Raw genomic sequence first — 13,317 nt, 5'->3', positions numbered from 1 at the left:
AAGGGTCAGTGAGCGACGACCGGGATCCTGAGCTCGTCCTCGACGCCGTCGGCGGAACCCGAACCGGAACCGGTACCACCGGACGTCGTGACCGACGAGGGACGGCCGGCGTTGATGAAGGTCACCGCGATCGCGGAGGCCACCACCAGGATGCCGACGGCCCACCAGATGGCGCCGGTGAAGCCGTGCACCATCGACTGGAGCTTCAGCAGCTCCGGGTCGGTGGCACCGAGCGCGGCGTGCGAGGTGGCGTACGCCGTGGCGGCCGAGGCGGCGATGGTGTTGAGCAGCGCCGTACCGATCGCACCGCCGACCTGCTGCGAGGTGTTGATCATCGCGGAGGCGACACCCGCGTCACGCGGCTCGATACCGTGCGTGGCCAGCGACATGGCGGGCATGAACGCCGTACCCATGCCCAGGCCCATCAGGAGCTGACCCGGCAGGATGACCGCCGCGTAGGACGAGTCGACCTGCAGCTGCGTGAGTACCAGCATGCCGACGGCGGCGGTCAGGAAGCCGGGGCCCATCAGCATCCGGGCCGGAACCCGGGTCATCAGCCGGGCACCGATCTGCGTCGAACCGGTGATCATTCCCGCGATCATCGGGAGGAAGGCGAAGCCCGTCTTGATCGGCGAGAAGCCCTGTACGACCTGCAAGTAGTACGTCAGGAAGAGGAAGAGGCCGAACATCGCGATGACGCCGAGGCCCAGCGAGAGGTAGACGCCGCCGCGGTTGCGGTCCATCAGGACGCGCAGCGGGAGCAGCGGCGACTTGACCTTGGACTCGGTCAGGACGAAGGCGAGCAGCAGCACGCCCGCGGCGACGAACGTACCGATGGTCATCGGGTCCGACCAGCCGCTGGACTCGGCGCGGGTGAATCCGTACACCAGCGAGACCAGACCCAGCGCGGACAGGACGACGCCCGGGATGTCGAGCGACGAACGGTTACGGCTGCCGGCCGGCTCGCGGATCACGAAGTACGCGCCCAGGGCCGCGACGATCGCGAACGGGATGTTGACGAAGAACGTCCAGCGCCAGTTCAGCGTCTGGGTGAGGAAGCCGCCGAGGATCAGACCGACGGCGCCACCGCCACCGGCGATCGCACCGTAGATGCCGAACGCCTTGGCGCGCTCCTTGGCGTCGGTGAACATCACCGCGAGCAGCGAGAGGGCCGCGGGGGCGAGCAGCGCGCCGAACACACCCTGGAGTGCGCGCGAGCCGAAGAGCATGCCCTGGTTCTGGGCCGCTCCGCCGAGCGCGGAGGCCAGTGCGAAGCCGATCAGACCGACGACGAAGGTGCGCTTGCGGCCCCAGAGGTCGGCGATCCGGCCTCCGAAGAGCAGCAGCCCGCCGAAGGCGAGGGCGTAGGCCGTGATGACCCACTGCTTGTTGGCATCCGTGATGCCCAGGTCCGTCTGGGCGTGCGGCAGGGCGATGTTCACGATCGTGGCATCGAGCACGACCATCAGCTGAGCCAGCGCGATGAACGCCAGCGCTTTCCAGCGACTCGGATCAGGGAGTCGGATATCGGCTGTTTTTGACATGGGAGTAGCCACCTAAGGGCGCGCTCGGGCGCGCAAAGTCGTGAACCGTGAAAGCGGTCGTGAGCCGTGGAAGCGGTACGGAACCGCGAATGCGGAGAAGGCTCGGTAAGTGCGAGGGTGGGACGCGGGTCGGGAAGAAAGGGGTGGTCGAGGCGTGGCGGACGCGCGGCCGGGCGGCTGTCTCAGGAGCCCGGCGCGATGGTCATGTCCGGCGCCGCAGATCCTCCAAGGTCGCCGCCGTTCCGGGCAGTCGGGACCGGGCCGGGGCCTCCAGTCCGTCCAGGAACAGCTGGATGTGACGGTGGGTGAACCGGTCGATGTTCATACAGGCGATGCCTGGCAGCGGCCGGGTGAGCTGGGAGAGGGCGACCAGTACGTCACCGACGGCGATGTCGGCACGCAGGCGCCCCGCGGACATGGCACGCCCGACGAGTCCTTCGACGGCCTCTTCGAGGCGCCGCCGCTCGGCGAGCAGTTCGGGGTGATCCTTGTCGAAGCCGCCGGACAGCATCGGGCACAGCGCCCCGATCCGCTCGTCGGCCGCCGCGTGCACGAAGCGGCTGAGCGCGACGAAGGGGTCTCCCCCTTCGTTCGCGGCTTCCTCGGCGCGATCGGTGGTGCGGGAGGTGACCGCGAGGACGACCTCGCGGGTCAGCGCGGCACGGTCGGGGAAGTTCCGGTAGAGCGTGGCGTTGCCGACGCCCGCGCGACGGGCGACCTCGTCGAGCGGCACATCGGGCCCGAACTCGACGAACATCTCGCGCGCCGCCGTCACGATCCGCTCCCGGTTGCGCAGTGCGTCGGCCCGCGGGCGGGGCGTATGCGGCTGCGCCGTTCCGGCGGCGGTACGGGTGACGGTGTCCACGACGGCGCCCCTTCTCTCCCTGGCCTTCCGGCCGGTATCAGTCCGTGCTGTTCGCACCTGCGCAACTCGGGCGACCCCTCCACGTAACCGGGGAGCGCCTCCCCGTTTCGCAGGGACACCGGTGCAAACGGGGAAGTGGTCCCCGGTTATTTCGCCACCCGATGTGACCTGAGTCACATCACCCTCGAGCGGGAAAATCCCACCCCTTCGGCGCACCCAACGCGCGGCGCCGCACCACCCGACACAGGCTGATCCGCAGAGCGCAGCCAGGGTCGGCCGGCTGCCGCGGCCCCGAAGGCGCCTCCATGCAGCAGCCCCGCCACCGGATACGCAAGCACCGCCACCCGGTCGCCCTTGGCGCGGCAACAGCCCTGGCCATCTCGGCTCTGGCCTCGGCCAGCAACACGCTCCCCCTTCCCAGCCGGGCCTCCGCCGGCCCGGTCTCCAGCACCGGATCGGCCGGGCTCGGCCCGTGCCGGATATCGGCGACCATGGGCGTACAGATGTCGGAGGGCATGCCGACGCAGCCGGGCTACGCCCGCTCCACCGGTCAGATCCACGCGCTCAACCTGATGGTCGACTTCCCGGACGCGCCGGGGAAGGAGCCGGCCATGGACCGGCTCGCCGAATTCTTCCCGCAGACCACCGACTGGTTCCGCACCAGCTCGTACGGACGGCTCACCTACGTGCCGGAGGCCCCGGTGAAGTCCTGGCTGCGGATGCCGCTGCCGTTCTCCGGATACGGGATCGAGCGCGGGTCACCGTACGAACCGGGCTACCGCCACCTCGTCCAGGACATCGTCGCAACCGCCGATCCGAAGGTGGACTTCAGCGCGTACGACCTGGTCAACATTCTCGTCAGCCCGACCGCCGGACCCTCCGCCCTGGACACCGTGCTGTCCGTGACCTTCTCGGGCAACGACGACGCCCCGTACGCGGACGGCGTACCGCTCGCCAACACGTCGTTCGTCTACAGCCGGCAGGACGACGGCTCGGGGTCGTACGCCCAGACCGGGTACCGCGTCCTGCCGCACGAGAACGGCCACGTCTTCGGCCTGCCCGACCTCTACACGATGGAGGGCGGCGGCTCCGTCGGGCACTGGGACATCATGTCCGAGGACTGGGGCGCCAACAACGACATGCTCGGCTGGCACAAGTGGAAGCTCGGCTGGCTGGACAACAGCCAGATCAGCTGCGCGTCGCAGACCGGCACCAGCGACCACGTCCTGGAACCACTGGCCACCCGCGGCGGCACGAAGCTGGCGTTCGTGCCGCTGACCGCGGAGTCCGGCTACGCGGTGGAGGTACGGACCCAGGCGGGCAACGACCACGCGGTCTGCCGGCCCGGCGTACTGATCTACAAGGTCAGCTCGGACGTCGACACCGGCCAGGGGCCCATCTCCGTCGCGGACAGCACCAAGGACAGCAGCGGCTGCACCCGGCTGCCCAATGTGCACGCCGAACTCTCCGACGCCCCGTTCCAGCCCGGCCAGACCTTCACCGACCGGGCCACCGGGATACGCATATCGGTGGTCGACAAGGACGCCAAGGGGGACTACCGGGTAAGGATCACCCGCCCCTGACTTCCCGCGCTTCCCTTACCTGCCGCTCCACCGGCCCGCGCAGCTCCCGCTTGAGGATCTTCCCGGTGGCGTTGCGGGGCAGCGCCTCCCCGGACACCACCACATGGGCAGGGACCTTGAACGCGGCCAGGCTCCGCCTCACATGCGCCCGCAGGTCCTCGGCCGTGGCGGCGGCACCCGGGCGGAGCCGGACGACGGCGGCGACCTCCTCACCCAGCACCGGGTGGGCCACTCCCAGGACCGCCGCGTCCTCGACGTCCGGGTGGTCGTGCAGCACGGCCTCGACCTCGACGCAGTACACGTTCTCACCGCCGCGGATCACCATGTCCTTGATCCGGTCGACGACGCTGATCCGCCCCTCGTGGACCACCGCCAGGTCTCCGGTGCGGAACCAGCCATCGGTGAACGCCTGCGCCGTCGCCGCCTCGTCCCGCCAGTAGCCCCGGACCAGCGCCTGCCCGCGCAGCCACAGCTCGCCGACCTCCCCCTCGGGAAGCGCCTCCCCCGCCGGACCGGCGATACGCACCTCCGTGGTGGGGGTCGGACGGCCGACGCTGCCCGGGTGCAGCCGGTAGTCGGCGCCGAAATTCGCCAGGACACCACCGCTGGTCTCGGTCAGCCCGTACCCGTTGCGCGGCTCGATCCGCTCGCCGTAGCGGGCGGTCAGCCGAGCGACCAGATCCGGCGGGGCGGCGGCCCCGCCCGTGTTGAGCATCTGGAGGCTCTCCAGCGCGTCCCCCTCCCGGGTGGCCGCGGCGAGCAGTTCGAGCGCGGTGGCCGGCACCCCGGCGTAGTGCGTCACCCCGTGCTCATGGATCAGCCGCAGCGCCTCCTCCGCGTCCCACTTCCGCATCAGGACGAGGGCGCCACCCGCCGACATCGCGGCGTAGAAGCTGGTGAACGCGGCGACGTGGAAGAACGGGAACGTCAGCAGCGAAACGGGGGCCGGTCCCTGCCCCGGGATGACGCCCCGGCCGAGCGCGGAGGCCGCCGCGTGGAACCGGGGGTTGCGCGCGGCACCCGCCTGGGCGAGATGAGTGGCGACGGCGCCCTTGGGCCTGCCGGTGGTACCGGAGGTGTAGATGATCGTCGCGTCGTCCTCGGGCCGGATCTCGACCTCCGGCGGCGCGGCGAACGGATCGGCGGCGGGCAGATCCTCGTACCACTCGACCCCGCCCGACGCCTCCGCCCCACCCGACTCGCGCTCGTCACGCTCGTCGTCGTGAAAGACGATCAGGCGCGCCCCGGACCCACGGGCCCAGGCGGCTACCCGCGGCAGCCGCTCCCCGTCGACCAGGAGCACCCGCGGTCCGCAGTCGTCGAGCGCGTACGTGAACTCGGCCTCGGTCCACCAGGCGTTCAGCGGGACGGCGACCAGCCCGGCCAACTGGACGGCCCAGAACGCGATCTGCCACTCCGGGTGATTACGCATCGCCACCACGGCCCGGTCACCCGGCCGGAGCCCGTACGTCTCGCTCAGCCGGCACGCCAGCGCGGAGGCCGCGGCGAAGAACTCCCCGTACGAACAGCTGCGATCCCCCGCGATCAGGAACGGCTGGTCGCCGAACGCCCAGGTGGTCTCCACGAACTCACGGAGGGTCCTGGGCCCGTCCGCGTACACGAGCGAGCCCGCCTGCGGCCCGTCCTCGGCACGTACAACGGCGAACGGACCCCCTGGCCCGGTCAACGCGGCCTCCACCCGGGCAGCCGCCTCGGCGGTGGAGTCGGCCGTGGGCTCGGGAGCGGGTGTGGCCGGCGTCGGATCGGTGTGCGGCACGAACGACCTCTCTAAGCGCTTGCTCAGGGCTTTCGCGACGCTATGCCCGCGCCCCGACCCCGTCAAGAGATCCCGGCCCGGCCCCCTGCCCCGGCCCCCTGCCCGCCCACCCTCACAGATTCCAGCGACCGAGTCACACCTCAAGTACCCATGACGCGTCATCAACTCGTCGTGCACCGGTTCCGATGGAGGACGGCGGCGACAAGGCCACAGGCGAGCGCGGCCGACAACAGGGCGGCGAGGTGCGCCGCCGCCGATCCTGCCGGGTGAACCGCGAGCACAGGTACTGAGGGATCGCTTCTTCACGCAGGACGGAACCGGTCTCGGCGGGCAGGTGGGAAGCCATTGAGTATGGCGATACCGAACACGGAACGATTCAGTCTGGGTGGGGATGATGCCTGCGGCCCGGATCATCTGATCACGTGCCGTATTCAGTGCTGGTGGACGAGGCGCGGCCGGTGCAGAACAGCGTCACTCATCGCGGTGCGTAGTACCTGGTCGGCAACCAGAAGCGCCCGGTCTCCTGAATCCGAATTGCCTAAACTCGGGCGACCGAAAGCCAGCTACCGCCCCCACCGACAAACCGACGAGGAGCCATGAAAGATTGAGACACTAATGGTGCTGGCGCTAGAAGCCAAAAAATAGGATTTTGACGTTTATCAAAGCGAAGACAAACCCCAATATAGCAAAGAATGCGGCCGGAATTCTCAAGAAGATTTCATTGTGATAGAGGGCCGAAAATACCTTATCCCCCAAGAAGTCGGCAGCCACCTCGGCCCAGCCTCGAATGTTCAATGCCAGCACGGATCCCAAAATAGCGACAACTGCCCCGATAACGAGTTCTCCGTAGTTCACGGAATGCGAGGTTCGAGCCGCAAGGATCATTTCGTACATTATTACCTCCGGAGGCGCACGAGCCGGCCGGCCCGTGCGCCTCAGATAATCTCAAGAGTTACCAGGTGAAGAGGTGCCCTATCCTAGTGCCATATGAGCTCTGTACGCCCAATTCGACCCCAACCCCAGCCCCTACGGCCAAAGAAGTGGTCGTGACCGGCTCTCCGCGACTATTTCGCACTACACCGACCGAGTCTCCCGATCGATTTATGGCGTATTCATGACTTCCGGAGACTTGCACGCCTAGCCCCAGGGATGCATTGGCTCCAGTACTGTCTCCTCGCAACTGCTCGAAGTCGTCAGCGTTGCTGCCGTACATCTCGTACTGTACGCCGCCCCCGAAAGACATGAACTCCGCGCCGTAGTTGACAGACAGGCCGTAGTCGGTTTTTCCGTCGGGACGCTTGGTTGTAACCAAGCAGACTTGCCCAGTCCCCCCGACTATGAATCCCGCCGAACCGCTAAGGCAACGCCCCGCAGAATCTCCCGCAGTGTAGCTATTCCACAACTTCTTCAGGTTTCCGACGGTCATCTCCGAGAGAGCCTCTTTGATGCCCATCTCGCGACCCTCCGCCGCCTTTTGTTCGGCTGCACGCTTCGCCGCCTGGGCATGATTTATCGCAGTCTTCGCTCTGCGCAGCGCAGCAGCTTGCTGACTGGTCTTCTTGCCCGGGAAGGTGACGGCTTTCCCGCTTTTACTGACGTAGGGGCCGAGTTGCCACCGGCTTCCCGTGGAGGCGTTTTTGGTGTAGCGGGTTTTGTCGCCCTTGACCTGGCCCGTGCCGCCGATGGGGTATCCGTTGCCGCAGAGGTCTGCGGGGCAGAGGCCGTCGGGGTCGGAGAGAGTGAGGGGGTTGTTGTGGGCGTAGCTGTAGGCGTTCATCTGGGCGGGTTGGTTGATGTCGATGATGGGGTCGACGCTGAGGAAGCGGCCGAGGGTGGGGTCGTATTCGCGGGCGCCGAGGTGGGTGAGGCCGGTGGGGTCGTTGGTGCCGCCGACGTAACCGCGAGTGCCGAAGGCGGTGGATTGTTCGGTCCGGAGTTGCCCGAAGGGTAGTTGCTTGCGGCGGGTCAGGGCGAGAGTGACAGCGGTGACGGCGCTCATCGCGGTGCCTTGGTGGTCGCTGATGAGGTAGGAGATGGTTCCGCCGGTACGCATGGCGACGGTTTCGCCGTTGTGGGTGTAGTAGCGGGTGCCGGTCTTGGTGCCGTCAGCGGCGACGGTGAGTTCGTTGCCGCCGGGGAGTGTGAGGGTGCTGGAGCCGTCGGCGTTCTTGGCGATGATGCGGTTGCCGTCCGCGTCGTAGGTGTAGCTGGTTGTCCTGCCGGCCTGGGTGAGGGTGGCGAGGTGGCCTTCGGCGTCCCAGTCCAGGTCCTGGGTGGTCGTGCCGATGGTGCGCTTGGTGGTGTTGCCGACGCCGTCATAGGTGAAGGTACTGGTGCGGCCGTTGTCGGCACCGCCTGCGACGGTTGCCTGCTGGACGGCGTGGGGTCGGTCGGCGCCGGGGGTGGGGTGTGTGTAGGTGGTGGTTGCGTCCGTGCCGGTAGTGGTGCTGTGTTCGGTTTGTTTGGTGCGGTTGCCGAGCTTGTCGTAGGCGAAGGTCTGCCAGTAGGCGTCGGGGCCTCCGACGGTGTCCTTGGCCGGGGTGGTGGTGCAGGTGTTCTTGGCTGTCCAGGCTTCGGTGAGGCGGCCCAGGGGGTCGGTAGTGAAGCACTGGGTGTCGGTGGTCTGCTGGGCGTCCTGCCCGCTCACGGTCTTCAGTCCGGTGACGTTGCCGGCGGGGTCGTAGGCGTAGTTGGTGTCGTCGATGCGCTGCGGGGCGATGTCCCGGTCCGTGGTCTGGCGGGTCATACGGCCGGTGTGCTCGTCGTAGACCTGCTGTTGGTAGACCTTCTGCCCCAGGGCGTTGCCGAACTCTGTGCGAGTCGGGCGGTTGAAGACGTCGTAGAGGGTGTTGTTGACCAGTGCGCCGCGTTGCCCGGTGGTGCGGATGGGCTGGTCATCGCTGTTGTAGAGGGTCGTGACATGTTCGGAAGGGACGTTTCCGACGGCAGGTTCGAGGGTCCATTCCAGGGCACCGGTCTCCGTGTTGTACCCGTAGGTCCAGGCGTAGGTGCCTGCGAGTCCTCCCGCGGCGGCCGGGACGGTGAGGGTGCTGGAGGTCGGCTGGTTGCGGTCGTTGTAGCCGCCTGCTGCGGTGGTGTAGGCAGCACCGTCGACGTAGCGGGTGCTGCTCGTCAGCTGCCCCTTGGCCAGGGTGTCGTAGGTCCACTTCGCCAGCAGCTCGGTGCCCTGCCTGGTCTCGGTCCTACGGCCGAGGGCATCGTAGGTGGTGGTCATGGCTATGTTGCGGGCGTCAGTGACGGTGGTGGCGCGGCCGAGATCGTCGTATGCGGTGTTGGTGGTTCCGCTGTCGGGGTCTTCGGCTCGGGTCCTCTGGCCTCGGAAGTCGAAGGTGGAGGTCCAGGTGTTGCCGGCCGGGTCGGTGACGGTGGCGGGTTCGTCGTACTTACCGTACGTGTACGAGGTCTTCTGTGAGGCCGTGCGTGCCGCGTCGGTGTACTGAAGCAGTTCGGTGGTCCGCCCGAGTGCGTCTGTGACGGTGGTCGAGGCGGTGCCTCCCTGTGGCGGGATGACGGTGGTGCGGTCACCTGCGTAGGCCGTCGTGGTGCGCCACTGCTCGTCCCCGTCCTTGACGGAGAGGACGTCGGTGATGCGGCCCATGCCGTCGTACTTGTTCTGCGTGGCGGCGGGAACGGTGTTGATGGCCGCGCTCTGGATCGTGGCCGCGGGCGCACCGGTGGCGTAGTAGGCGGAATAGGACGTCGCCGGCCAGCCGTGGCTGTCGTACAGGGTTTCGGTCATGATCCGGTCTTGGGTGCCGGTGGCCGGTGCCTGTGTCTGGCGTTCGCGCAGTAGTCCGTCGAACAGCGCGTAGGTGGTGCGGTAGTCGCCGTTTTGCTTGAGGGTCTTGGTGGTGATGGCGTTGGCCGCGGTCCGGGAGATCGTGTAGGCGTACTCCGTGGACGGTTTGTCGGCGTGGTCGGCCTTCGTCCACCCTGGCTGCCAGACCTTCGTGACCCGTCCGAGTGCGTCGTAGACGGCGTCGGTGCGCTTGCCGTTCGCGTCCACCTGGGCGGTGGCGACGCCGCGGGCCGGCTCATAGGTGGTGGTGGCTGTGTGGCCGAGCGCGTTGGTCACGAGTGTCGAGGTCGGGGCCTCGTTGATGGCCGGAACGTAGTCCGTCTTGGTGGTGTTCTTCAGTGCGTCCGTGGACGTCTTGGCGCGGCCGTACTGGTCGTAGGTGTAGGTGGCGGTGGTGAGGTAGCCGGTGCCGTTCTTGTCCTGCTCATCGCGGCGGGTGATATCGCCCTTGGCCGGGGCGGTTGTCAGGCTGGTGGCGCCGTCGTAGTAGTAGCGCGTCGTGGAGATCAGGTCCTGGGGCAGTTGGGCGCTTGTCCCGCAGGCTTTTGCCACGGTCTGAGTCTGGGAGACGAGGCTCAGGATGTTCTTGGCCGCGTTCTTGACGTACGCGGTGGTCGTGCATTCCTCGTCGCCTGTCTTGGCCGTGTCTCCCAGAGCGGACTCGGTGAGGGTTTGACCGACGCCGTCGAAGGTCCGTGCGATACGAGTGGTGCGCCAGGCGGATCCGACCGCGGTGCGTGTTTCATCGCTCTGGACGGCGGTGGCGTATGCCTTGACCGCGGGGAGGCTCTCAGCCCGGGTTTCCGTAGCAGTAGCGGCAGAGAGCCACGGCACGTAGCTGGTGGCTGTTTCGAGTTTGCCACCGTCGCCGTTGTAGACGGACTCTTCACGGGCCATGCCGGCGAAAGCTTCCTTGTCGGTGACCGCTACGCCTGCCGAGTTCTTGACCTGGGCGCCGTCGATACCGCGGAAGTAGCGGTACTCCTCCAGCGTCCTGTGCTCAGGGGCGGAACCGGTACGGACCTGTACGCGGCCGTAGCCCTTGCGGTCCCCGTAGGTGAGGTACTTGGCCTGGGTGAACTCGTCGTCCTTGGACTTGGCCCAGCCCATGCCGTCCAGGTACGTGTAGTCGCTCTGCTTGACCGGAGCCTTGCCCTGGGCGTCGTTGTCCGCCTCCAGGACCTGGGTGACGACGTAGGTGTGGAACCAGTCCAGGTACGGCTCGTAGTTCGCACCGGGGGCGTCGGGCGGTGACCACTTCACGGGGTAGCAGCGCCGGTTGTTCGAGGTTGGGGTGGGAATGTCTCCGGCCTTGCAGTCGGGCTCGGTATAGGTGACGCCGATGGTGCCGCCGCTCTCGTTGACGATGCCGTTCACTCGGAAGCGCCAGAACGCCGACACCGGATCGGCGTTTCCACCCGTGGTGGCACCTTCTACGCGGTTGGCGAGCGTCGTTCCCTTGAAGTTGATCACGAGGGGGGTGACGGCGCTGCTTCCCGTGTGGCCGGTGCGTGTGATGGATGACAGCCACAGTGCGGGGGCCCCGCGGCCGTCGTTGGTGTTGGGGAACTGGTGAGCCAGCGCCCAGGTGTCAACGGGCTTGTAGACACCGCCGGTCAGCAGGGATGTTTCGATCTTCGTGACGCGGGTGCGGGTCCAGAACGACGGGGAGTAGCGGTCCTTGCATTCGGTGCCCTTGGCGCAGTATCGGTCGAAGGGGACGTCGGGCCAGTACTTGGCGTTGTTCTTGTCGAAGGTGGTGCAGGTGCTGAGGCACCGCTCGGTGTTGGTGAAGTCAATCTTGCCGGCGGCCTTGACCGTGTAGACCGTGTTGAAGCGCAGGCCGTACTCGATGCGTGCGAGGGATCCGCCGCGGGTGTATTCGGTTGCGGTGGATGCGCCGGTGTTCGGGTTGACGTTGCGGCCGTAGTAGTTGACTTCTTTGTTCCAGAAGTACGCCATTGCGTCGCCGTGCGGGTCTTCGACGTAGTCGAGGTTCCACCGCCATGCCTGGTCGCACATGGAGTCCGCGAACGCGGTCGCGTGGCACGGCTCGCCCGTCTGGTTCCCGAACACCGGTACGGTCCAGGTGGAGTTGGTTTCGGCCTTGCCTGTCGTCCAGCCGGGCAGTCGGTTGTAGCCGAAGTGGTACTTGGTTCCGTCCGGGGTGGTGACCACCCAGTACTCGCCGTCGTTGTCCTTGTTGCCGCGGGTGGTGTCGGTGAGCTTCTCCACCGTGGTGCCGTCGTCGCTCTCCAGGTGCCACTTGCCGGAGGCGGTGTCCTTGACCAGGACGTTGGACTGGCCGCCGAGGTTGATGACGGCGTTGTCCTTCTTCCAGCACAGATCGCCGACCTTGGCGGTCGTGTTGCTGTTCGTGGTGTCGTCGGCGCAGGAGACGTACTGGCGCTCGATGTATCCCGGCTCCATCGACCAGCCGTCGCCGATGCTGTTGGCCTGGTTGTTCGTCGCCGCGGTGCGGCCGTCGATGGACTGAGACGAGTAGGCCAGCTTCAGGTCGGGTGACGTTCCTCCGGGAACATCGGGGACCGCTATGGGGTACTGCCAGGTGAAGGAACCGCTCGAACCGCCGCCCGTCCACGACCCCGAAGGCGCCAGCGAGGTGGCATTGAATGTGCCGGCCGACCCGGAGGCTTCAGCTGTCGCGGCCAGCAGAACGGTGCCGGAGGCGGCAGCCAGTCCCGTGGCGGACGAGCTGGTGTCTGCCGCCTTGGACACCGGTGCGGCGGTGCCGGTCGCCGGGCCCGACGGCATGGTCACTGCCGCCGAGAGGGTTCCCGACTTGGCATCATTGGCGGTCTTCAGGGTGGTTCCAGCCGCGCACCCCTTTGCGTGGGGGGTGGTCAGCGCGCAGGCAGGAAGCTGCCGCAGCGTCAGCCGCGAGGCCCAGTCGCCACCGTAGGCGTACTGGAAGCCTGAGTAGTCGACACTGACCTCGGCCTGGCCCTTACTGCCTTCCACGGGGCGGACAGCGAAAAGGACGCCGTCTACGCCCAAGGTCTCGGCGGCCTTGCGTTCCAGCACCTGCACCTGCACGCGCCCGGGGCCGGTTGCAGCCTTCGCCTTGTCGCTGGAGGCGGATCGGCCCACCTCGATGGGCAGTGCCCCTGCTCGGGAGCGCCCCGTGGCCGGCATATCCACGGTCACGGTCTGCGGAGCGGGCCAGGACACCTTGGGAGGTGTCTTCCAGGCGTGCTCAGACGCCTCGTCCCCCAGCGAGACCTTCCGCTGCTTCACCTCTGTCGTGGGCACGGGATCAGGTTTGCCGAGCTTGAGCAGATGCAGTTCGGCCGCAGCGGCCACAGGCCCGCTCAGCAGCCCCGTAAACAAGAACGCAGCCAGCCCGAAAGCCACGGCTCTCAGCGTTCTGCGACGTCTGGTGAGCGACCGACCTGATCGCCACTTCACTGACCGCACCACGAAAAACTCCCCCACAGGATGTTCACATTTTGAAGATCCTGCCGACTTTATCCACCAGAAAGATGCCAGGGAAGGCCGACAGGGAACATAAATTTCATGCCCATTCGATACCTTTTAATCGATTTGACCACTTCGACTCATGGCGCATTCTGTGCAATTTAAGACACCACGCATCTCAACAACCCTGGAACGCTGACCTGCGGCAACGCTTCACGCATACACCACATGGGCACGTAAATCACAGCAGTAAGCGCATAACAGACAACACCGCCGCAATGGAATCAATT

General features: G+C 67.0%; 6 protein-coding genes. 1 reads left to right on the top strand and 5 read right to left on the bottom strand.

The window, feature by feature from the left end; translation table 11 throughout:
- Positions 1 to 5 precede the first annotated feature (5 nt).
- Positions 6 to 1,544 carry an MFS transporter gene (locus tag AB0I52_RS09870; RefSeq protein ID WP_363070680.1) on the bottom strand — a complete coding sequence of 513 codons (1,539 nt, stop codon included), beginning with the start codon at positions 1,542 to 1,544 and terminating at the stop codon, positions 6 to 8.
- A 202-nt stretch (positions 1,545 to 1,746) separates the two neighbouring features.
- The gene (locus AB0I52_RS09865) at positions 1,747 to 2,409 is read right to left on the bottom strand and encodes a TetR/AcrR family transcriptional regulator (protein WP_363070678.1); all 663 of its coding nucleotides are present in this window, start codon (positions 2,407 to 2,409) and stop codon (positions 1,747 to 1,749) included.
- 305 nt (positions 2,410 to 2,714) lie between these two features.
- Between AB0I52_RS09865 and AB0I52_RS09860 the strand changes: the two genes are divergently transcribed.
- The gene (locus tag AB0I52_RS09860; RefSeq protein WP_363070676.1) at positions 2,715 to 3,992 is read left to right on the top strand and encodes a M6 family metalloprotease domain-containing protein; all 1,278 of its coding nucleotides are present in this window, start codon (positions 2,715 to 2,717) and stop codon (positions 3,990 to 3,992) included.
- Here AB0I52_RS09860 and AB0I52_RS09855 read toward each other — a convergent pair.
- From AB0I52_RS09855 to AB0I52_RS09845, 3 genes are all read right to left on the bottom strand, one after another.
- Complete coding sequence (locus AB0I52_RS09855) at positions 3,979 to 5,769, bottom strand: class I adenylate-forming enzyme family protein (RefSeq protein ID WP_363070674.1); 1,791 nt, start codon at positions 5,767 to 5,769, stop codon at positions 3,979 to 3,981. The genes AB0I52_RS09860 and AB0I52_RS09855 overlap by 14 nt on opposite strands.
- 627 nt (positions 5,770 to 6,396) lie before the next feature.
- Positions 6,397 to 6,663, bottom strand: a complete 267-nt coding sequence (locus tag AB0I52_RS09850; protein WP_363070672.1) for a hypothetical protein — start codon at positions 6,661 to 6,663, stop codon at positions 6,397 to 6,399.
- Positions 6,664 to 6,721: 58 nt separating this feature from the next.
- Positions 6,722 to 12,862, bottom strand: coding sequence for an RHS repeat-associated core domain-containing protein (locus tag AB0I52_RS09845; RefSeq protein ID WP_363070670.1), 6,141 nt, complete (start codon positions 12,860 to 12,862; stop codon positions 6,722 to 6,724).
- Between the last annotated feature and the right edge of the window lie 455 nt (positions 12,863 to 13,317).

The sequence above is a fragment of the Streptomyces sp. NPDC050423 genome, from assembly GCF_040655445.1.
Taxonomy (GTDB): Bacteria; Actinomycetota; Actinomycetes; order Streptomycetales; family Streptomycetaceae; genus Streptomyces.
This window is presented reverse-complemented; position numbering and strand designations above follow the sequence as displayed.

Coding starts and splice junctions, on each gene's coding strand:
- AB0I52_RS09870 (WP_363070680.1), bottom strand. CDS start 1,544: ATGTCAAAAACAGCCGATATCCGACTCCCTGATCCGAGTCGCTGGAAA.
- AB0I52_RS09860 (WP_363070676.1), top strand. CDS start 2,715: ATGCAGCAGCCCCGCCACCGGATACGCAAGCACCGCCACCCGGTCGCC.
- AB0I52_RS09850 (WP_363070672.1), bottom strand. CDS start 6,663: ATGTACGAAATGATCCTTGCGGCTCGAACCTCGCATTCCGTGAACTAC.